This is a genomic window from Oceanobacillus sp. FSL W7-1309 (genome assembly GCF_038002145.1).
Classification (GTDB): domain Bacteria; phylum Bacillota; class Bacilli; order Bacillales; family Amphibacillaceae; genus Oceanobacillus; species Oceanobacillus profundus.
This window is the reverse complement of record NZ_JBBOBX010000002.1, coordinates 372,955-394,012: the sequence shown is the minus strand read 5'-3', so window position 1 is coordinate 394,012 and position 21,058 is coordinate 372,955. Positions and strand designations below refer to the sequence as shown.

The 21,058-nt window shown below is 38.5% G+C and carries 18 protein-coding genes and 1 other annotated feature; of the genes, 2 read left to right on the top strand and 16 right to left on the bottom strand.

Translation table 11 applies throughout. The features are described 5' to 3' along the window. Positions 1–13: 13 nt before the first annotated feature. Positions 14–1,726, top strand: coding sequence for an Rqc2 family fibronectin-binding protein (locus NST46_RS14595; protein ID WP_341137405.1), 1,713 nt, complete (start codon positions 14–16; stop codon positions 1,724–1,726). Between the two features lie 142 nt (positions 1,727–1,868). Here the strand turns inward: NST46_RS14595 and NST46_RS14590 are convergent, their stop codons facing one another. Together NST46_RS14590 and NST46_RS14585 are read right to left on the bottom strand one after the other, a co-directional pair. Beyond that, positions 1,869–2,291, bottom strand: coding sequence for an organic hydroperoxide resistance protein (locus NST46_RS14590; protein ID WP_095308533.1), 423 nt, complete (start codon positions 2,289–2,291; stop codon positions 1,869–1,871). A 105-nt stretch (positions 2,292–2,396) separates the two neighbouring features. After that, positions 2,397–3,260, bottom strand: coding sequence for a LysR family transcriptional regulator (locus NST46_RS14585; protein ID WP_095308532.1), 864 nt, complete (start codon positions 3,258–3,260; stop codon positions 2,397–2,399). 123 nt (positions 3,261–3,383) lie between these two features. Here NST46_RS14585 and NST46_RS14580 point away from each other — a divergent pair, with 123 nt between their 5' ends. After that, positions 3,384–4,148 (top strand): class I SAM-dependent methyltransferase, encoded by a 765-nt coding sequence (locus tag NST46_RS14580; RefSeq protein WP_187393137.1) that lies wholly within the window; start codon positions 3,384–3,386, stop codon positions 4,146–4,148. 386 nt (positions 4,149–4,534) lie between these two features. On the opposite strand, the gene pyrE is transcribed toward NST46_RS14580, so the two are convergent. From pyrE to NST46_RS14510, 14 genes are all read right to left on the bottom strand, one after another. Further along, positions 4,535–5,149, bottom strand: a complete 615-nt coding sequence (pyrE, locus tag NST46_RS14575) for an orotate phosphoribosyltransferase (RefSeq protein WP_251658697.1) — start codon at positions 5,147–5,149, stop codon at positions 4,535–4,537. Then, a complete protein-coding gene (gene pyrF / locus NST46_RS14570; RefSeq protein WP_095308529.1) occupies positions 5,133–5,846 on the bottom strand; it encodes an orotidine-5'-phosphate decarboxylase in 714 nt (237 codons plus the stop codon). The genes pyrE and pyrF overlap by 17 nt, the downstream gene beginning before the upstream one ends. Next, positions 5,843–6,760 (bottom strand): dihydroorotate dehydrogenase, encoded by a 918-nt coding sequence (locus NST46_RS14565; protein WP_118888952.1) that lies wholly within the window; start codon positions 6,758–6,760, stop codon positions 5,843–5,845. Before NST46_RS14565 ends, pyrF begins: the two co-directional genes overlap by 4 nt. Continuing rightward, positions 6,757–7,506 carry a dihydroorotate dehydrogenase electron transfer subunit gene (locus NST46_RS14560; protein ID WP_275669470.1) on the bottom strand — a complete coding sequence of 250 codons (750 nt, stop codon included), beginning with the start codon at positions 7,504–7,506 and terminating at the stop codon, positions 6,757–6,759. The genes NST46_RS14565 and NST46_RS14560 overlap by 4 nt, the downstream gene beginning before the upstream one ends. After that, positions 7,506–10,709, bottom strand: a complete 3,204-nt coding sequence (carB, locus tag NST46_RS14555) for a carbamoyl-phosphate synthase large subunit (protein WP_095308525.1) — start codon at positions 10,707–10,709, stop codon at positions 7,506–7,508. The genes NST46_RS14560 and carB overlap by 1 nt, the downstream gene beginning before the upstream one ends. Beyond that, positions 10,702–11,802 (bottom strand): carbamoyl phosphate synthase small subunit, encoded by a 1,101-nt coding sequence (locus tag NST46_RS14550; protein ID WP_095308524.1) that lies wholly within the window; start codon positions 11,800–11,802, stop codon positions 10,702–10,704. The genes carB and NST46_RS14550 overlap by 8 nt, the downstream gene beginning before the upstream one ends. Beyond that, positions 11,795–13,078 (bottom strand): dihydroorotase, encoded by a 1,284-nt coding sequence (locus NST46_RS14545; RefSeq protein ID WP_095308523.1) that lies wholly within the window; start codon positions 13,076–13,078, stop codon positions 11,795–11,797. Before NST46_RS14545 ends, NST46_RS14550 begins: the two co-directional genes overlap by 8 nt. Next, positions 13,035–13,961: an aspartate carbamoyltransferase catalytic subunit gene (locus NST46_RS14540; RefSeq protein WP_095308522.1), complete on the bottom strand. Its 927-nt coding sequence runs from the start codon at positions 13,959–13,961 to the stop codon at positions 13,035–13,037. Before NST46_RS14540 ends, NST46_RS14545 begins: the two co-directional genes overlap by 44 nt. A gap of 233 nt (positions 13,962–14,194) precedes the next feature. After that, the gene (pyrR, locus tag NST46_RS14535) at positions 14,195–14,737 is read right to left on the bottom strand and encodes a bifunctional pyr operon transcriptional regulator/uracil phosphoribosyltransferase PyrR (RefSeq protein WP_118888956.1); all 543 of its coding nucleotides are present in this window, start codon (positions 14,735–14,737) and stop codon (positions 14,195–14,197) included. 259 nt (positions 14,738–14,996) lie between these two features. Further along, positions 14,997–15,908 (bottom strand): RluA family pseudouridine synthase, encoded by a 912-nt coding sequence (locus NST46_RS14530; protein WP_095308520.1) that lies wholly within the window; start codon positions 15,906–15,908, stop codon positions 14,997–14,999. Continuing rightward, complete coding sequence (gene lspA / locus NST46_RS14525; RefSeq protein ID WP_095308518.1) at positions 15,905–16,375, bottom strand: signal peptidase II; 471 nt, start codon at positions 16,373–16,375, stop codon at positions 15,905–15,907. The genes NST46_RS14530 and lspA overlap by 4 nt, the downstream gene beginning before the upstream one ends. A 143-nt stretch (positions 16,376–16,518) precedes the next feature. Continuing rightward, positions 16,519–19,275, bottom strand: coding sequence for an isoleucine--tRNA ligase (gene ileS / locus NST46_RS14520; RefSeq protein ID WP_095308517.1), 2,757 nt, complete (start codon positions 19,273–19,275; stop codon positions 16,519–16,521). A gap of 68 nt (positions 19,276–19,343) precedes the next feature. Then, positions 19,344–19,563, bottom strand: a binding site (T-box leader). A 57-nt stretch (positions 19,564–19,620) separates the two neighbouring features. Continuing rightward, positions 19,621–20,124 carry a DivIVA domain-containing protein gene (locus NST46_RS14515; protein ID WP_095308516.1) on the bottom strand — a complete coding sequence of 168 codons (504 nt, stop codon included), beginning with the start codon at positions 20,122–20,124 and terminating at the stop codon, positions 19,621–19,623. A gap of 109 nt (positions 20,125–20,233) precedes the next feature. Further along, a complete protein-coding gene (locus tag NST46_RS14510) occupies positions 20,234–21,010 on the bottom strand; it encodes a YlmH family RNA-binding protein (protein ID WP_095308515.1) in 777 nt (258 codons plus the stop codon). Positions 21,011–21,058 lie beyond the last annotated feature (48 nt).

Below are 21,058 nucleotides of genomic sequence, written 5' to 3'. Positions count from 1 at the left end.
TTGAGGTGATGTTATGCCATTCGATGGAATTGTAACGAGAGCAATAACAGAAGAATTACAAGAAGAAATAGTACATGGGAAAATCAATAAAATATATCAGCCAACACAGACGGAGTTAGTTTTTACGATTAGAAGCCAAGGAAAAAATCATAGCTTATTGTTTTCTGTTCACCCCACCTATGCAAGATTTCATTTAACAGAAGATACATACACGAACCCAAAAGAGCCGCCAATGTTTTGCATGGTTTTAAGAAAACATCTTTCAGGAGCCATTGTTGAAGCAATTGAACAATTTCGCATGGAACGTATTGTAACCTTCACGTTAAAAACACGGAATGAAATTGGAGATATAAGTCATAAATTACTCGTAGTTGAGTTAATGGGAAAGCATAGTAATGTAATGATTGTTGATAAAGAAAAAGGACATATTATTGATAGCATCAAGCATATTTCCATGGCACAAAATCGATATCGTACGATTTTACCGGGGCAAGTTTATAAACTGCCTCCTTCACAAAATAAATTAAACCCACTTGAAATTGACGGAGAACAATTGATACGGAAACTTGATTTCAATGCTGGAAAAATTGATCAGCAAATGGTCGGAATCTTGGAAGGGTTCTCCCCATTAATTACAAAGGAAATTGTAACGCGTACCAATTTCGGGTCTAATGAGGTTTATATTGAAAAATTTGCGGAAGTGCAGCAGCAGCTACTCGATCATGATTACACACCGGCAATTTACCGAGCCGGCAAAGAAGATTTTCACGTTATTCCAATCTCTGCTTTCAATGGAGAGACTACCAAATTTCAATCGGTTAATAAGATGTTGGATTCTTTCTTTTCCGGAAAAGCAGAGCGTGATCGAGTTAAACAACAAGCGAAAGACTTATATCGTTTTATCAAAAACGAAAAAAGCAAAAATGAACGTAAATTAAAAAAGCATCAGCAAACAATTAAAAAGGCAGAAAAAGCAGAGCATTATCAAAAGATGGGAGAACTACTTACTGCACATATGCACCTTGTTAAACAAGGAGACGCGAGCATCAATGTGATTGATTATTATGATCCGGATCAAAGAGAGCTAACAATCGAGCTCAACCCAAATAAATCACCGAGTGAAAATGCTCAAGGATTTTATAAGACATACCAGAAGCTTAAAAACTCAAAACGGGTGGTTGAAAAAGAAATCATCCGTACAGAAGAAGAAATAAATTATGTTAATCAATTACTGCAACAGATCGACGTTGCACGGGTCGAAGATATAGAAGAAATACGTGAAGAACTGCGTGAAGAAGGATACTTGAAAAAGCAAAAATTTAGCGCTAAACACAAAAACAAACCAAGAATACCAGAACCTGAAACGTATGTGGCGTCTGATGGTACGATAATTGTCGTAGGAAAAAATAACAAGCAAAATGAATATGCCACCATGAAGCTTGCCCACCGAGATGATACTTGGCTGCATACAAAAGATATTCCAGGTTCCCATGTTATCATTCGAGCAAAAGAGTATAGTGAACAAACACTTTTGGAAGCTGCTGAACTAGCTGCCTATTTCAGTAAATCGCAGAATTCATCCTCTGTTCCGGTCGATTATACGAAAATAAGACATGTTAAAAAACCTAATGGGGCCAAGCCAGGGTATGTCACATACGATAACCAAAAAACAATCTATGTTACACCATCCAAAGATACTGTCGACAAATTAAGTAAAAAAAAATAGTGACAGAATCGAGAAAATCAAAAGCTGACTCGAAATCATTTTCGAAAATGAATTAGAGTCAGCTTTTTATAGCTTTAACTTTCGTGGAATAATTACAACCACTTATTTATCGTCGAAGCGTTTTTAAATATAAACAACAATATTATACTACTTGTGGATTTAATTTCACTTCAATATTTCCTCTTGTAGCCTTTGAATATGGACATGCCTGATGGGCTTGTTCTGCTAAATCTTGGGCTTCCTCTGGATTTAATCCTTCGATTTCAATATTTAATGTCACACCAATTTTATATCCATTATCTGTTTCATCTTTCATAAAACTTACCTCTGCTGTTGTTTCTGAATCAATTTTTAGATTTTGCTTTGATGCAACTAAATTTAACGCTCCATCATAGCAAGCTGCATAACCAGCTGCAAATAATTGCTCTGGATTTGAACCTTGCTTATCATCTTTATTTGATGCGGGATTAACTAGTTCCAAATCGATTAAGCCATCATCTGATTTTACATGACCATCGCGTCCATTTGTTGCTGTTGCTTTTGCAGTGAAAATTACATCGCTCATTAACGTTCACTCCCCTTTCTCGTATTTACGTATACCATTCCTTTTCCACACCATTGTTAAACATCGTCTAGAAAATCATGATCGAATGGCAGAATTTAAACGCCATCATGTGAGAAAAGTCGTATTCGTAAGTGCTGCTATAAATTTATCAACTTGTGGCAGCTTGCGGATTCCTTCTTGGTAGCTAAGCCACGTATAACGTGCTACAACCTCTCCGTCTAACTCTAGTGGGATATGCGGATATGTATCCATCAATGAAGAGGATACACTTTTAGGTAATACCGCCATGCCAATCCCCTGCTTCATAAATTGCTTACATGTTTCAATTTGATCTACGGTCATTGTTTTCAATGGTTTGATTTGATCTTGGTGATGATAAAGCCAATTATCTACTAGTTCATGCATACTGTCATCACTTTTAAACGAAATAAGCGGACGTTCTTTTATTTTATTATCAGGGAAGGGTTCTGTGTCAAACATATATAATGGATCATCAAAAAGTCTTATGGATGTTGTTTCCTTCAACTTTTCACCACGAATGATACAAACATGGTATTTTTTATGATCCCTTTTTATATCCTCACTAATTCCTGTAACAAGATCAATCGCCACTTTCGGGTACGCAGCAGTGAATTCCCCAAGAATGGCTGGGAGAAATCGTTGACTTATTAATGAGGAGCAAGCAATTGACAATGTTCCCTGGATATCTTTTCCTGTCTCTGATAATTTATTCTTTAACTCTCTTTCTCTTTCAACAACTTGTTTCGCATGCTCTAAAATAATTTCACCACTCGGTGTTGGCATAAGCCGTTTTGATGTTCGTATAAAAATCATCTCTCCAAAGTGCGCTTCAATGAATTTTAAACGCTGTGTTACAGCTGGCTGTGAAATAAGAATTAGCTTTGCTGTCCCTCTAATTGTTCCAACTTCATTCAATTTCAATAGTAACTCATAGTCATCGATTTTCATTAGAAACCCCCTGATAACTTTTTATGATTACTATTGATTATATATCAGTATTTTACTTATCGCACATATAAGCATAAAATAAATATAAGAATAATCTCAACTTTATAGAAGGAGGGAAATATTATGAAAGAAAAAATTAAAGTGCAGGAAATATTCGGCAAAAATAAAGAAGCCTATGTAACGAGCAGTACACATGCTGGCGGTACCGATTTAGAGCTGTTAAAGGAATGGTTAGAGCTAAAGTCAGACATGGTAGCATTAGATATTGCAACAGGCGGAGGGCATGTTACAAAGACTATATCACCATATGTTAAAACAGTAATTTCCACTGACATTACAAAGGAAATGCTAGAAAATACAGCCAATTATTTAAGTGATTTAACGAATACGCATTATGTTATTGCTGACGCGGAAAATTTACCATTTATCGATAATTATTTTGATATCGTTACCTGCCGTATTGCTGCACATCATTTTCCAGACGCAGGGAAATTCATTGATGAAGTACAACGCGTTTTAAAACCTTCGGGAAAATTTCTTTTCATCGACAATATTGCACCCGAAAATAAGCACTATGATGCGTTCATTAATGCCCTTGAAAAGATGCGTGATGATAGCCATATTCGTTCTCGAAAAATACCCGAATGGAAGTCGTTGCTTGAAAGAAATAAATTAAAACTGTTAAAAGAAACAAAGCGAAAAAAGACTCTTCCATATGCTGAATGGGTCCACCGAACTCTTGATTCTACAGACAAAATAGAAAAAGTATCCCACTACCTTAATGACGCACCTGAAACTATTCAGAATTATTATCAATTTAAATTTAATGCAGAAGGCGATATACAATCCTTTGCAATTGATGAATGGATGGCATTGTATGAAAAGTAATACATGAACTAGGATTGTAACAAAATAAATATTGCTTTATTTATATTTTATATAAACTGTGGATTAGTGTATTTAAATGGATTGTGCGTCTGCCCGCTCCGGAAATATACTTCGCTAGTATATGCTCACCAATTATTACTTGTGGTATTAATAAACACGATATCGATGCGCTTCCAGGCCGGGTGAGCGCAGGGCGGTGACTCCAGTGGGAATAGCATGTGTCTGAAGACTCACCGGAAGTGGGTTTCTTCCAGAGAGGCTGAAGCCGTGCCCACGGAAAGCATCCGCCCGGAGCGATCCCGGACGGCGATTGTTGCACATACTTGAAGAAAACAGCCGAGAAGTTAGTTCGTAGTTTCTTTCTTATAATAAACTTAAATCAAACACTATAAACTATTACGCCACTCTAGTAATTCAGATTTATTGGTTGTAGTCAGCTTGCCGTCTTCTACAAGCGCTTCTATTAACGCATCAAAGTTTGTTATCGTATCAAAGGTAATTGCTTCAGCTGCAAATTGATCTGTTGCTTTTTTTAATCCATATGTAAAGATTGCAAAGACAGCTAGAACGTCGGCTCCTTCTGCTTGGAGTGCTGTAGCAGATTCGATGGAGGATCCGCCAGTGGAAATTAAATCTTCAATAACAAGTACTTTTTGTCCCCTGGATATTTTTCCTTCAATTTGATTTCCCTTCCCATGTCCTTTTGGCTTTGAACGTACATAAACCATTGGAAGGTCTAATTTTTCAGCTAGCCACGCTGCATGAGGGATTCCAGCAGTTGCACAGCCTGCAATAATATCCGGTTTTTCCTCCATTGCAGCGATTTTTTCAGCGAACGCAGTTACGATTTTTTTACGTACAGCTGGGTAAGACATCGTCAAACGGTTATCGCAATAAATCGGCGACTTGATTCCCGATGTCCATGTAAAGTAATCATTTGCATTAATTTGTACTGCTTTTATTTCTAATAGCTCCCTTGTTAATTCATCCTTTAATGCCATGCTTCCACTCCTCGACTATTTGCTGATATGCTTCATACGGATTCGACGACTTTGTAACACTTCTGCCGACGACAATGTAATCTGAACCATTGTCCTTGGCGAAGCTCGGAGTTGCAATCCGTTTCTGGTCATTTTTATCTGAATCTGCCAAACGAATGCCTGGCGTTACAGTTAAAAAAGTATCTCCACATAATGCCTTGATTGACATCGCTTCATGCACAGAACAGACGACACCATCTGCACCATTATCATGAGCAACAGCTGCGAAATAAGCAGCATTATCAACCACATTACCCGAAATTCTTAGTTGTTCATTCAGTGTTTGCTGCTCCATTGAGGTTAAAATCGTAACAGCAATTAGTTTTGGGATCTTCTCATTGTTACTACTAACAAGCCCTTCTTTTGCATAACGAATCATTTCACCTCCACCAAGAGCATGTACATTAACCATATCCACCCCTAGACTAGCGATATTTCTCATAGCACGCATTACCGTCGTTGGTATATCATGTAATTTCAGATCAAGAAAAATAGGATGGTTCCGTTCTTTAAGCTTCTTAATAACAGCAGGGCCCTCATGGTAGAATAGCTCCATTCCAACTTTCACAGGTATGCCGTAAAGCTGGTTATTATCAAGAAATTGCTTTGTAGCTTGCCAATTTGGAAAATCTAATGCTAAGTAAATTTTCTCCTTCATACGGGTATAATCCCCTTTCCAATTACTTCTTCCACTGAATCAAATCCATAGCGCTCTAATGTTGCTGGCAATGCATCAATAATTTCAGGACATATATACGGATTGGAAAAATTCGCTGTACCGACAGCTACAGCACTTGCTCCTGCTAATAGAAATTCAAGCACATCTTCTGCATTTGTCACGCCGCCCATTCCAATAATCGGAATATTAACATGCTGTCTCACTTCATATATCATACGAATTGCTACTGGTTTTATAGCTGGGCCAGACAAACCGCCTGTTTTATTCGCAATCAATGGTTTTCTTGACTGCAAATGCATTTGCATTCCTGTCAATGTATTAATCATTGATAAACCATCTGCACCTGCTGCTTCTACCGCTTTCGCCATCTCAACTATATTAGTAACATTTGGTGAGAGCTTCACATAAACCGGAAGATTGCTAGCATTTTTAACAATTTCAGTGACCGTCGCTGCCATTGCTGGATCCGTTCCAAACTGGATGCCGCCTTCTTTTACGTTCGGACATGAAATGTTTAACTCAATAGCATGTACAAGCTCTGTTTCGTTAAATGCACGAGCAACTGCTTCATATTCAGTTGTCGTACTGCCAGCAATATTGGCAATGATACTTGTATCGTATGCTGCAAGAAATGGAACTTCATTTTCAATGATGTTTTTCACTCCAGGATTTTGCAAACCAATTGCGTTCAACATGCCAGATGCTGTTTCTACAACACGGGGAGTTGGGTTGCCTAAACGCTCTGTTCCAGTTGCTGCTTTCATGATAACTGCACCAAGCTTGCTTAAATCATAAAATGTACTATATTCTCTTCCGAATCCAAAGCATCCTGATGCAGGCATGATCGGGTTTTTCAACTCAAGACCGGGTAAATGTACTGCTAAATTTGTCATAAGGATACCTCCTGCGCATGAAATACTGGTCCATCACTGCAGATTTTCTGATAGCTTTTCCCGTCATTTGTGGGAATAACACATGCCATACATGCTCCAACTCCACAGCCCATCCGCTCTTCCAAGGAAATTAATCCAGGTTTTGTAGGAAGTTTTTTCGTAATTGCTTTAAGCATTGGAACTGGTCCACAGGAAAAGTAAGAATCAAAGTCCCCAGCTCTTTCAATGATGTCCGTAACAAAACCTGTTTCACCATATGAACCGTCATTTGTCACAATAAAGGTCTCTCCAAGTGCTCTAAACTTTTCCTCATAAAATACATTTGTTTTTGTCTGGAATCCAAGAATTGAAATGACCTGACATTGCTTTTCTGCAAGTTTTTTCCCAAGGTAGTACAATGGAGGAACGCCAATCCCACCACCTATTAAAAGATATGTTCCTTGTTTATCCTCAATCTGAAACCCATTTCCACTCGGACCAAGTACATTAAAGGACATACCAGCTTGATAGGTTGCAAGCTTTTCGGTACCTTTACCTAAAATTTTAAATAAGATGGTAACTGTTTCTTTTTCTCGATCGATATCCGCAATGGAAATAGGACGTCGCAAGGTATGTCCCTCAATTGAAGCATGCAAAAACTGACCCGGAATAGCAGTTTTACTAATAAACGTATTTTCAAGTACCATTTCAATTGTATCCAGTGCAATATTCGTTACAGATTTAATTATCATTTTTTCCTTTTGTATCATTGTCTTATAGCCTCTTTTTCTCCTATTGGTTTTGCGCTAAATGTTGTTGAATCAATCACATTTAAAATGGCATTTGCAGTATCCAAATTTGTTAAACAGGCGATACCATGTTCAACCGTCTGCCTACGAATTAAGAAACCATCTGACCTTGGCTTTTTACCCGAATTAAGTGTATTTACTACAAATTGAACATCCCCATTCTCCATAATCGAAAGTACATTTGGTTCGATTGATCCAATTTTTGCTACTTCAATAATTGGGAAATCTCCTGCTTCTCTTACATATGCAGCCGTGCCTTCTGTTGCATAAAGCACGAATCCAAGTTGATGAAAACGTTCAGCGACTTTCAGCATTTCTGCTTTATCCTTATCCGCCACTGTTAATAGGACCCCACCATCTTGTGGGACAGTATAGCCTGCAGCAATTAATCCTTTATACAATGCCTTTTCCAGTGTCTTATCATAACCGATTGCTTCCCCGGTTGATTTCATTTCAGGTCCTAAGAACGTATCAACACTTCGGAGTTTCTCAAAGGAAAATACTGGGATTTTTACAGATACATTGCTATCTTCTGGTAGAATGCCAGTCTCAAAGCCTAAAGCTTTCAATTTTTCTCCTAAAATACATTTTGTTGCAATAGCTGCCATGGTTACACCTGTAATTTTGCTTAGGAACGGAATTGTTCTACTTGCTCGTGGGTTGACTTCAAGAATATATACGTCTTCTCCACGAATAATGAACTGAATATTAATCAATCCTTTTACATGAAGTGCTTTAGCAATCTGTTCAGCAGCTGCCATACATTTTTGTTTTACCGAATCACTTAGCCGTTGTGGTGGATAGACTGCCATGGAATCACCAGAATGTACACCAGCACGTTCAATATGTTCCATTATCCCAGGTATAATCGTTGTTTCGCCATCACTTATAGCATCAACTTCAGCTTCAATACCAGTAAGGTATTTATCGATTAAAATTGGGTGCTCTGCGTTTAAATGATTTGTCTTTCTTAGATAGGCTTGTAACTCTTCGTCATCATAAACAATTTCCATCCTGCTTCCACCAATCACATAGGAAGGTCTTACAAGTACTGGATAGCCAATTTCGTCTGCAACCTCCAAAACTTGTTCCAGCTTCTGGACAGCTTTGCCCATTGGTCTTAGTAAATTCAATTCATCTAGTAATGTTTCGAATTTATCACGATCCTCTGCACGATCAATTGCTTCCAAGCTAGTACCTAAAATAGCAACGCCCCTTCGCTCTAATCCCGCAGCTAGATTAATTGCTGTTTGACCACCAAATTGTACGATAACTCCTTCTGGCTGCTCCAAGTCCACTACATGCATAACATCTTCAAGTGTCAATGGTTCAAAATAAAGCTTGTCAGAGATACTAAAATCGGTAGAAACCGTTTCTGGATTATTATTCATAATAATAGCTTCGTAGCCCATTTCTTTAATCGCAAGCACCGCATGAACAGTCGCATAATCGAATTCGATTCCTTGACCAATTCGAATTGGTCCAGAGCCAAGGACTAGAATTTTTTTACGATTTGATGCAATCGATTCATTTTCATCCTCGTATGTACTGTAAAAATAAGGCGTTGCTGATTCAAATTCAGCTGCACAAGTATCCACCATTTTATAAACTGGCTTCAAATTCTCATTCATTCGATATGTATAAATTTCATCTATTGATATGTTCCACATTCTTGCTATCTGTGCATCAGAGACACCAACACGTTTTGCCTTTTTCAAAATTTCTTTTGAAAAGTGCTGTTCCTGCAATTCTTGCTCAAGCTTTACTAACTTCTCGAATTTCACAAGAAAGAAACGATCGATCTTTGTTAACTGAAAAATTCGTTCCACCGTCATTCCCCTGCGAAATGCTTCAGCGATAACAAAAATCCGTTCATCATCTGCCTTTTCCATACGCTCTATGAGTTCTGTTTCGGAGAGATTCGTTAGAGATTTCAACCAGAGTTCTTCAGTTCCTAGCTCTAAAGAACGGATACCCTTTAATAAAGATTCTTCAAAATTACGTCCAATTGCCATCACTTCTCCAGTTGCTTTCATTTGTGTTCCTAATTTGCGGTCACCAGCTGTAAATTTATCAAATGGGAATCTAGGAAACTTCGTTACAACGTAATCTAGTGCTGGTTCAAATAATGCATACGTCGTACCAGTTATCGGATTGATAATTTCATCAAGTGTATACCCAACAGCAATTTTGGCAGCTACTTTTGCAATTGGATAACCCGTTGCTTTAGAAGCCAATGCAGATGATCTGCTTACCCTAGGATTTACCTCAATTATATAGTAATTAAAGCTATCCGGATCAAGCGCGAGCTGCACATTGCAACCACCTTCAATGGACAGTGCACGGATAATTCTTAACGAAGCATTTCGGAGCATTTGGTACTCACGGTCACTTAATGTTTGTGATGGTGCAACAACAATTGAATCCCCAGTATGAATACCGACAGGGTCTACATTCTCCATGTTACAAACGACGATTGCCTGGTCATTCTTATCTCGCATTACTTCATATTCAATTTCTTTAAAACCAGCGATATTTCGTTCGATAAGACATTGATCAGCAGGCGATAGTGCTAACCCATTCTTCGTTATTTCTTTTAGTTCCAGCTCGTTATAGCACATCCCGCCACCAGTACCACCAAGTGTATACGCTGGTCGAACAATTAATGGATAACCAATTTCTGCGGCAAAAACAAGCGCTTGTTCCACCGTATTGACAATCTTGCTTTCTGGAACAGGCTCTTTTAATGCGTGCATTAAATCTCTAAATTTCTCACGGTCTTCTGCCTTTTGAATGGCCTCTAATGTTGTTCCTAACAACTCCACATTGTACTGGGAAAGAACACCACTTTGGTCTAATGCCATCGCTAGATTCAGTCCAGTCTGTCCGCCAAGTGTTGGCAGTAATGCGTCAGGCTGTTCTTTGCGAATGATTTTTGTCAAAAATTCAACTGTTAATGGCTCCATATAAACCTTGTCAGCTACCGTATGGTCTGTCATAATCGTTGCCGGGTTTGAGTTTGCAAGAATAACACTATATCCTTCTTCCTTCAATGCTTGACAAGCCTGTGTACCAGAATAATCGAATTCCGCTGCCTGGCCAATTACAATTGGTCCAGAACCGATAACCAATATTTTTTGGATTGCTGTATTTTTAGGCATATACTTCTTCCCCCCGTTTCACTTGAGCCTCTTCAACCATCTGTAAAAATACATCAAATAAATCATTTGTATCCTCAGGTCCTGGTGATGCTTCTGGGTGATATTGTACAGAAAAAGCAGGGTAATTCCTGTGTCGAATACCTTCTACGGAATTGTCATTCAACGCTAATTGCGTTAGCTCAAGTGCTGTATGTTTCAACGATTCAGCTTTAACTGCATAACTATGATTCTGTGAAGTAAGGTACGTTCTTTCATTCTTTAAATCTTTCACGGGATGATTCGATCCACGGTGGCCAAATGTCATCTTCTCTGTGTCTGCACCACATGCCAGTGCTAGTAACTGATGACCGAGACAAATACCGAATATCGGAACCTTGCCTAAAATAACCTTAATCATTTCAATTGCTTCTGGAACATGCTTTGGATTTCCTGGACCATTTGTCAGCATTAATCCATCTGGCTTTAGCCGCAAAATTTCTTTTGCACTGTAATTATAAGGGACTACTGTTATATGGCAGTCACGCTTCGTTAATTCTCGTAAGATTCCATGTTTTGCACCGAAATCAACCATGATAATCCGCTTTCCACGTCCAGGAACAACATACGGCTTAACTGTTGATGTCTTTTTCACCTGATCAGTGGAGAGAAGTAGATTTTTCGCTTGATCAATAAGCACTTCTGATGAAACATCTACATTTGAAATAATAGCTTTCATTGTTCCATGCTTTCGAATTATTTTGGTCAGCTTTCTTGTATCCACCCCGGCGATTCCCGGAATACCATGCGCTTTAAGAAATTGGTCTAAGTTCTCCTCCTGCCTAAAGTTAGACGGTGCATCACACACCTCTCTCACAATTAATCCGTTAATAAAAGGAGTGACTGTTTCAAAATCATCCCTGTTAATTCCGTAGTTTCCGACAATTGGATAGGTCATTGTTACAATTTGACCACAATAAGATGGATCCGTTATTACTTCTTGGTAGCCAGTCATTCCAGTGTTGAATACAACTTCTCCGTTTGATTCACAATCACTTCCAAACGCTTCACCAATAAATATCGTTCCGTCTTCAAGAACCAATTGTCTTTTACGCATGAACTGCCTCCTTATACACTACTTTACCTTCTACCATGGTTACGACTGGGGTACCTTTAACACGCCAGCCGTCGAATGGCGTATTCTTTCCCTTCGAATAGAACGTGTCTTTATCGATAACATTTTCTTTTTCAAGGTCAACTACTGTAATATCTGCAACCTTTCCAACCTCAAACGATCCATACGGAAGGTTAAAAACGTCTGCTGGCTTTGCCGTCATCCATTTAACTAGCTGCAGAAGTGAAATCTTCCCTGTCTCTACTAAATGTGTATATAGAAGCGGGAATGCCGTTTCAAGTCCTACGATTCCAAATGGAGCTTTGATAAACCCTTTTGCTTTTTCTTCGGCTGCATGTGGTGCATGATCTGTTGCGATAAAGTCAATCGTCCCATCAAGCAATCCATCGATTAGTGCTTGCTGATCTTCTTTCGCACGCAGTGGGGGATTCATTTTGAAATTCGTATCTGCTTCGCGAATGTCTTCTTCATTTAATAGTAGGTGATGTGGTGTGACTTCCGCAGTAACATGGATACCTGCTCGCTTTGCGTCACGGATTACACGTACAGATTCCTTTGTACTTACATGACAAACGTGATAATGACAATTCGCAGCTTCTGCAAGCAGTACGTCTCTTGCAATTTGTACCGATTCACTTAAAGAAGGAATTCCTGGTAGGTTTAACCGTTCACTAACCTCTCCATCATGAGTGACACCACCATACACAATTGAATTATCCTCACAGTGTGCGACAATTGCTGCGTCACATGCTGCAGCTTCCTTCATGGCGGAAAGCATTTGGTCAGCCGTTTGAATGCCTACTCCATCATCGGTAAAAGCAAATGCGCCTAGTTCCTGTAATTCCTTAATATTTGTTCGTTCTTCCCCTTTTAGTCCCTTTGTTATTGCTGCATAAGGGAGAACGCGAACTTTCGCATCCGTGTTAATTTTTCCCCATAGTGCTTCCAATGCTTCTTTACTGTCTGGCACCGGATTTGTATTTGGCATAGCACATACTGTCGTATAACCTCCACGTGCTGCAGCTTCTGTCCCTGTCAAAATTGTTTCCTTATGCTCTCCACCTGGTTCACGTAAATGAATATGGACATCAATAAATCCTGGCAAAACAAGCTTTCCTTGTAAATCAATTATCTCGTCTGCTTCTTCAGAAATAATAGGTGCAATTTCTTTTACTTGTTTTCCTTCGATTAAAATTTCGCATACTTCGAATTCATTAGTAGCTGCTAACTTTTTGGCGTTTTTCAATAAAGTTTTCATTCATAATCCCCCATTCATTTAATACGTGTGACATAATTGCCATTCTTACATAGACACCATTTTCCATTTGTTTAAAAATTCGTGAGCGTCTGCATTCTACTAAATCGGTATCAATTTCTACTCCACGATTAATCGGCGCTGGATGAAGAATAATTGCCTCCTCCTTCATCTTCTTTTCTCTTTCTTTTGTTAATCCATAAAGATCCAAGTAATTGTTTGTTTCATTTTTTTGCACATGTCGCTCATGTTGAATTCGGAGAAGCATCACAACATCGCATATCTCTACTGCTTCATCAATTGAAATATAAGGAAATTCAAGCTCTGGGTCCTCAAATCCGGGAGCAGCACATAAGTATACTTCTACACCCAATCTAGCAAGTGCTTTTGCATTGGAGTGAGCAACTCGACTATGTTTGATGTCCCCGACGATTACAATCTTCAATCCTTCGATCCGTCCATATTCCTGATAAATCGTCAAGAGGTCGAGCATGCATTGTGTTGGATGCTCTGCCTTACCAGCCCCTGCATTAATCATTGGTATGGAAATCTTTCCTTCTAGCGCCTCATACCAATTATCATCTGGATGGCGCACAACTAAAAGGTTCGCTCCGATTGCTTCAAATGTCTTTGCTGTATCATAAAGCGACTCTCCTTTTCGTACGCTTGATGTGTCCTCATGAAAATCAAGTGCTTCAAATCCCATTTTTCGTTGCGCTACGATAAAACTCATTTTTGTTCTCGTGCTAGGTTCAAAAAAGAGATTGGCTGTAAACAATTGCCGAGTCAAATCCTTCATCTTCTGGTTTCGGTAGCTCTCTGCTCTTTGTATCATGGAATAAATATCCTTTTCTGTTAGCTGATCAACCGATATAAAATGTCTCATCATATCCTCTCCTTTTAAGTGAGCGTTTTAGGATTTCGGGTCGAACTTCAATGCTTTATGGATGTGATTACGGGTCTCCAGTTACCTACAGTGGTTCCCATTTGAATAGTTACAAGAGCAATAAAAAAACCTCTTTGCAAAAAGGCTGCAAAGAGGTAGACGTGTAGTGTATACACGCATTTCTTAACACAACCTTTCAAATCTCTCTGGATTTGCTTAAAAGTTGTAACTATTTATTTTTCATAGATCGAAACATGTTCTGCTTCATCCGTTTCATCAAGTTGAACGACTATAATCTCTTTATCAGAGGTTGGAATATTCTTACCAACATAATCTGCGCGAATGGGCAACTCTCGGTGACCCCGATCGACAAGTACACCAAGCTGGATTCTTGACGGTCTGCCAATATCCATTACGGCATCCATTGCAGCGCGAACTGTGCGTCCTGTATAGAGGACATCATCAATCAAAATAACATTTTTTCCTGTTAACTCTACATCAATCGTTGCAGATTTAATTTCTGGTTCATTATCTGTTGTCGCTTTTTCCAAATCATCACGATAAAGTGTAATATCAAGTTCACCAAGTGGAACGTCGATCGCTTCTATTTGCTTAATCTTATCGTGAACTCGTTTAGCAAGTGGAACTCCTCTTGTTTTTATACCTACAAGCACTATATCTTCGCCGCCTTTATTCTTCTCCAATATTTCATGGGACATTCTGGTCAATGCCCTATTGATGGCAGCTGTATCTAATATCTCTGTTTTTTTATTCAATCACTTGCACCCCGTTTCTTAGAAAACTTGGCATTCGCAAAGCATTTAGGCGAATGTCTTAGTTGCACTTATACAGGTAGGAAAGTTTTATACTTTCTTATCTGCATAAAAAATAAAAACCCTCTTCTCCTGTAGGAAAAAAGGGTTTTGAACATACGATACCTAACGAACAAACCGTTCCTTTTTAGCCTCACAGGACTATTATTTAAAGGTCACCTTTATTAATCTTCATTCATTATTACAAACTAATTATCATCTGTCAATACATATTCTTTATTTTTCCCAGGACTTCTTGAAAGACTTTTGGAGCTTCCACTTCAAACTCCATCCATTCATTTGTTCGTGGATGCGTAAAGCCTAATGTCTTCGCATGAAGAGCTTGACCATCTGCATCTAGTGTTTTACGTTGGCCATATTTCGGATCACCAACAAGCGGAAAACCGATATACCTCATGTGTACTCTGATTTGATGCGTACGTCCTGTTTCAAGCTGACATTCTACATGGGTATAGTCAGGAAAATGCTTGATAACTTTAAAATGCGTCACTGCAGGTTTACCACTATCAACAATTCCCATTTTTTGTCGGTCTTTTGGATCTCTGCCTATTGGTGCATCAATGATACCGGATTCGTGACCGATCTCTCCATGGACAATCGCTTCATATTTACGTTTTACTTCCTTCGTTGCTAGCTGTTCTGATAACTTCATGTGTGTGTGGTCATTTTTCGCTACGACAAGCAGGCCACTCGTATCCTTATCAATACGATGAACAATTCCCGGTCTTTCTACACTGTTGATTCCGGATAAATCCTTACAATGGTGCAAGAGTGCATTTACTAATGTACCAGTCTGATGTCCTGCAGAAGGGTGAACAACCATTCCTTTTGGTTTATTAATTACTATTAAATCAGAATCCTCATAAATAATCTCTAATGGAATATCCTCGCCTTGAATATTCAGCTCTTCAACTTCTGGAATAGACCATGTTAACACTTCGCCTGTTTGACATTTATAATTTGCCTTTACTTCCGCTTCATTTACGAATACATGCCCTTTACTAATCCATCCCTGAATCTGCGAGCGAGATCGCTCTGGGTTAATGGCAGCAAGCAGCTTATCGACTCTTGTTTTATTTTGTTCCTCTGTTACTTCATGTTGAAATTGTGTCATTTTTTGGCCTTTCCTTTCTTTCGTTCATCCATAATCGTTGCAATAATGACGATAATAACACCGATAGTTAAAGCAGAATCGGCAACATTAAAAATAGGGAAATTATAATTAAAAATATAGAAATCAGCAAAATCAACTACTTCCTGATGGAATAAACGATCAATAAAGTTACCGATTGCGCCACCAAGAACGAAGCTAAGGCCAATTGCTAGTAATGTATCGTTTTTGGCAAACTTTTGCATGTAATAGATAATGCCGATTACAACGACCGCTGTTACAATATAGAAAAACAGCATTTGACCTTGTAAGATTCCCCAGGCTGCTCCTGAATTTCGATGTGATGTAATATAAAAGAAGTTTTCGATTACCGTTATCCGCTCACCAAGTTCCATCGTGCTTACAATTATCCATTTTGTTAGTTGATCGATTCCGATAATAAAGAGCGCGATGACATAATACCAGATCATCTTTTATCCCCCGCTTCATCCGTATTCACAAGAAGTTAAAAACCTCTATCAAGTCTTTTTTTATAGTATACTTTATTCTTCACTTTTTCAATAATAATAGCCCCCTTATTTCAAGAGGGCTATTATGAATTACACGCTTTTCATTATTCGGTATAATGCTCTTTTACTACTGCTGCACACCGCGAGCATAGTTCCGGATGGTCATGGTCCTCGCCAACTGTTTCTGAAGCAACCCAACAACGTTCACATTTTTCCCCAGGGTGCTTTTCAACAGCTACATCAACAAACTTGTATTCTTTTGCAGATGCATTGCTTTCGCTTAAAACAGCTTCAGATACGATTAAGAATTGATGTAAATGTTCCATATTTGTTAAGACTTCTTTTGTTTCCTCATCTTTTGGAACAATTGTAATTTTTGCTTCTAATGATTTACCGATAACTTTATCATTTCGTGCTTCTTCTAATGCTTTCAGTACATCATCACGAACATTCATAAAATGATTCCACTTCGGAGCTAATGCGTCCATTCCAGCAATTTCTCTTGGTTCTGGAATATCTGTCAATTGTACACTCTCTGCTTCTGCCCCTGGGATATATTCCCACACTTCATCTGTTGTATGTGGAATGATTGGTGTGAGTAGCTTAACCAATGTTGTCAATACTTCATAATAGCCAGTTTGAATACTACGACGACGTTTATTGTCAGCTGCCTCGATATAGAGAACGTCTTTTGCAAAGTCTAGATAGAACGAGCTTAGATCAACTGCACAGAAATTATGAATTTGGTGGAAAATTGGTGCATACTCATACTTCTCATAGCTTTCACGCACATCAGATAGCAATTTCTGTAAGCGATGCAGCATGTAACGATCCACTTCTTCCAATTCATGTTCAGCTACTGCATCTGTTGCTGGATTAAAATCAGCAAGGTTCGCAAGCAGGAAGCGGAATGTATTACGGATTTTACGATATGCTTCTGAAGTTTGTTTCAAAATATCGTTCGAAATACGTACATCGGATTGATAATCAACAGAAGCAACCCATAAACGTAAAATATCAGAGCCAAGCTGTTTTTGCACTTTGGATGGCACGATGACATTTCCAAGTGATTTACTCATTTTTCTTCCGTTACCATCAAGTACAAACCCATGACTGATAATCGTTTTATAAGGTGCTTTCCCTGTAACTGCTACTGCTGTTGATAATGAGGAGTTAAACCAACCACGATATTGGTCACTTCCTTCAAGATAAATATCTGCTGGTCTACGATGATCATCACGGTTCATTAATACTCCTTCATGAGAGGAGCCGGAATCAAACCAAACATCCATAATATCTGTTTCCTTCGTGAATTGACCATTCGGGCTATACTCTGATGTAAATCCTTCTGGCAGCAAGTCCTTCGCTTCACGCTCAAACCATACGTTTGATCCGTGTTCTTTAAACAATTCAGAAACATGATTAACCGTTTCGTCTGTAATAATCGGTGTACCGTCTTCACCATAAAATACAGGAATTGGAACACCCCATGCTCGTTGTCTTGAGATACACCAGTCTTCACGGTCACGCACCATATTGTAAAGTCTCGTTTCACCCCAGTTTGGATACCAGTTTACTTCCTTAATTTCAGAAAGAATATCTTGACGGAAGTCTTTAATAGATGCAAACCATTGAGCTGTTGCACGGAAAATTGTCGGCTTTTTCGTACGCCAATCATGTGGATAGGAATGTGTAATAAAGCTCATTTTTAATAGTGAACCTGTTTCTTCCAGTTTTTCGGTAACCACTTTATTGGCAGCATCGTAGAATAAACCCTCAAAACCAGGAGCTTCTTCCGTAAATACTCCTTTATCATCAACTGGACAAAATGCTTCAATGCCATATTTTTTTGACACATAGAAGTCATCCTCCCCATGTCCTGGAGCGGTATGAACACAACCAGTTCCAGCATCAGTCGTTACATGTTCACCAAGCATTACGAGCGAGTCACGATTATAGAAAGGATGTTTTGCTACAACACGATCTGCTTCTTGACCTTTAAATGATTTTACGACCTTTACATTTTCCCAGCCTAGTTCTTCAGCAACATCTTCCAGTAAAGCGTGTGCAAGTACATACTTTTCACCGTTTGCTTCTACTACGTTGTACTCTAGATCGGGATGCAAACTAATTCCCAGGTTAGCTGGAATGGTCCATGGTGTTGTCGTCCAAATGATGAATTTCTCTCCACCATCGAATAAGTCTTTTCCATCACGAACTTCAAACGCCACATAAATAGAAGCTGAACGCTTATCCTGATACTCAATTTCTGCCTCTGCTAATGCCGATTCAGAAGAAGGAGACCAATAAACCGGTTTTAAGCCTTTGTAGATATAGCCTTTTTTTGCCATTTCCCCAAATACTTTAATTTGTGCAGCTTCATAGTCTTTCGTCAGTGTAATATATGGATTATCCCAGTCACCACGTACACCAAGCTGTTTAAATTGTGTGCGTTGACTATCCACTTGTCCGAGTGCATATTCTGCACATAGCTGTCTAAATTCAGCTACACTCATTTCTTTTCGTTTGACTTTCTTGTTCTTCGTTAAAGCTGTTTCAATTGGCAGTCCATGTGTATCCCATCCTGGAATATATGGGGCATGGTAACCCGTCATGGATTTATAGCGGGTAATAAAGTCTTTCAAAATTTTATTCAATGCATGCCCGATATGAAGATCTCCATTTGCATACGGTGGTCCGTCATGTAAAACAAATAACGGTCTTTCTTTTGTACGTTCAAGACTCTTTTCGTATAGATTTGCTTCTTCCCATTGTTCTTGACGTTTTGGCTCTTTATTTGGTAAATTTCCTCGCATAGGAAATTCTGTTTTCGGCATTAATAATGTTTCTTTATAATCCATTTATGCTTCCTCCTTAAGTTATTTAATGGCGCTTGCGCTTTTGAATACAAAAAAGCCTTCTTCATCCCAAAAGGGACGAGAAGACTCGCGGTACCACCCTTATAAATTCAAAATTGATATTTTAAATTCACTCGACATCCGTAACGGGGATAAGCCGTCCATCACTACTAAATTTCACAATGGATACTCAAGAGTGATTTTCTAAAAGAGTGCTGTACCAGGCTCACACCATCTCCTAGCTCGCTTTTCAGCAACGTCCTTTTATACTTTCTCTTTCAACGTATTGTTATTATAATTGACATATCTTGTATGAATTATATGTAATATTTTTAAGAACGTCAAGAACTATGATTCATTTTCAATCAACTCGAGTTCTTCGCCTAACTCTGTTTTAAATAATTCTTCCCAATCGTCCGTACCAAGCATATCTAATTGAGCCTGTACAAGCATGCGTAATCTTGTGCGGAAAACTTTAGCCTGCTTCTTCAATTCTTCGACATCCATTGAAATACGACGCGATTTACTTAACGCTTCATTAATGATACGGTCAGCATTTTTTTCTGCCTCTTTTATAATAAGCCTGGATTCCTTTGTTGCATTTCCTTTTACTTCTTCTGCTGTTTCTTGTGCAACAAGAATGGACTTATTTAGGGTTTCTTCAATATTTGTAAAATGACCGAGTCTTTCATTCAGCTGGTTCACTTTCTCATCCAGCTCTTTCTTTTCTCGAATGACCATTTCATAATCCTTAATCACTTGATCCAAGAACTCATTTACTTCATCTTCATCATAACCACGGATTTTTCTCGTAAATTCTTTATTATGAATATCTAATGGTGTTAATGGCACAGTGGCCACCTCCTCAAGGTATAAATATATTAACGTAAAATCGAATGTTCTCAAAGTTGTATTTAAATCAATTCGACAAAAAAACAGGAAATCCTGCAAGAACTATAAATTATTTTAAAGATGCAATACTAATTTTCCATTTATCCTTTTTCGTCATCCCATTTATAGCAGTTAATTTGCTTCGGCCTTTTCCACGCAATGAAATCATATCGCCCTCTTGCAGTTGAAATTTAGTATCGTCAACAACCTTATGATTCACTTTCACCTGCAATTTTTCAATAAATGCTGAAGCATCTTTTCTTGAAATATGATAAATTTCCTTGATAACAGCATCAAGTCTTAAAGAAGAAACTGTTTTGTCTGCTTCTACCCATCTTTCTTGTTTTTCTTTCAAAAGAGTAAGCGGCTGCTCGCCAAATGTAACCGTCGCTTTTTTTATTGCATTCAGATTTGCTGTAACATATGGACTTACTTCATCTGCCAGTACAATTTGAATGAGGCCGTCTGCCGCATAAATATCTCCTAGCTTCGTACGCTTTATCCCCATTGATAAAAATGCGCCCATTACATCCCGATGTTCAATGGTTATAAATTTATCTGGATAGGTTGTCTGCAATAAGGTCAGCTGAAAAGATTCTTCTGCTATTTCCTCATAAAAAGGAGCAATTACCATTCGTTTTCGTTCCGTATTTAATCCTCCGCCATGCTTATCAAGTTTTAATTCAGGATTATTCAAACCGACAAGCATTTCGACTAACTGTTGTTCGCGTGGATCGAGAAAGTCTGTCAGCTTTGGCTGGAATGTCTGCTCAACGCGTTCCTTCCACGACAATACTTGATCAATAAAAGGCTGTTCTTCTTTTCTAAAATGCTGGTAAATATCCATCCTGTTACTTCCTTTAACATTTTGTTCGTCAAAATCTTTTTAGCATAA